Source organism: Lactobacillus psittaci DSM 15354, from assembly GCF_000425905.1.
Classification (GTDB): domain Bacteria; phylum Bacillota; class Bacilli; order Lactobacillales; family Lactobacillaceae; genus Lactobacillus; species Lactobacillus psittaci.
Genome location: NZ_AUEI01000024.1, coordinates 1 through 1,103 on the forward strand (window position 1 = coordinate 1; position 1,103 = coordinate 1,103).

The window sequence follows — 1,103 nt, forward strand, 5'->3', positions numbered from 1 at the left end:
GGCTTCTTAGTCCAAGTTACTGTGGCATCACTTGGTACACCAGTTAATGCGCTCTTGGCATCTTCTGGGACAGCTTCACACTTCGTGTATTTAACATCTTGACTTGCTTTAACACTACTGTCTTTGGTTGAAACTACCTTATATGGAATTTCGATATCTTGATTAGTATCTGCAGGATATTCTCCATCCCAAACAATATGAACCTTTGCTGTCTTTTCACCAAGTGTAGAAGTATCTGGTTCAGTTACCCAAGTTACCTTAGCATCACTTGGCACATTATCCAAAGTATCTTTAGCAATTAAGCTAGCGACTTGTTCACCCTTTTTATAGGTCACTTCTGGCTTTACTTTTACAAATTCAATTTCGCCATATTCATATTCTTGATATGACTTAGCACCATATCCACGTAAACTATCAAAACTATCTTGGGTAATATATTTTTTACCACCAAATGTAGTCATTCTATCTTTGGCTTCGTCAAGACTAAGCCCTACGCTTTCAATATCTATATCCTTAGCTACATCAACACTAGCCAAAATATGTCCATCCTTAAATTGACTAATGAAATAGTCTTTTGGATTATCATTAATTGAACTACGCCATGTTTGAGTGCTTTGTCCACCAAAAACATAACTAGTATGTTTAATTATAGGAATGTATCCTTCTAAAATTGCTTTTTGATAGCCTGGAATCTTATACAAGTCAACTTCAGGTACAATTGTCCCAGTCTTATTCTCACCAGAGTCATAAACAGTCTTACCATCATTATCATTTATTGAACTCTGGACATCTCCAACTTTAGGATTGGTAAAATATTGGTCACCTGTAACTAAATCTTTATATACATCAAAGTGCCAAAAACTATATGACATAACAGTATATTGTTGAGCATTACTACCTTCATCAGCAGAAATTCCTGGCATAAAGACAGAATACATTCTACTGTAGCCTGGTCTTTCAGTATCTTGTTCTTTATCAGCTTCTTCATCAGATAGTTTAACCAGCTTGTGTTCAATTGTTACCTTGCCCAAGTCCTTCACTGTACCATCGCTACTTAAAGTTACGGTGTCTGGTAAAGTTTGATTTGGTGCTAATTGCCAGCC

The 1,103-nt window shown here is 36.2% G+C and carries 1 protein-coding gene; it reads right to left on the minus strand.

The window, feature by feature from the left end; genetic code table 11:
- Positions 1 to 1,103: hypothetical protein (locus H628_RS07300; RefSeq protein ID WP_034538302.1), on the minus strand; the 1,103-nt coding region annotated here is incomplete at both ends.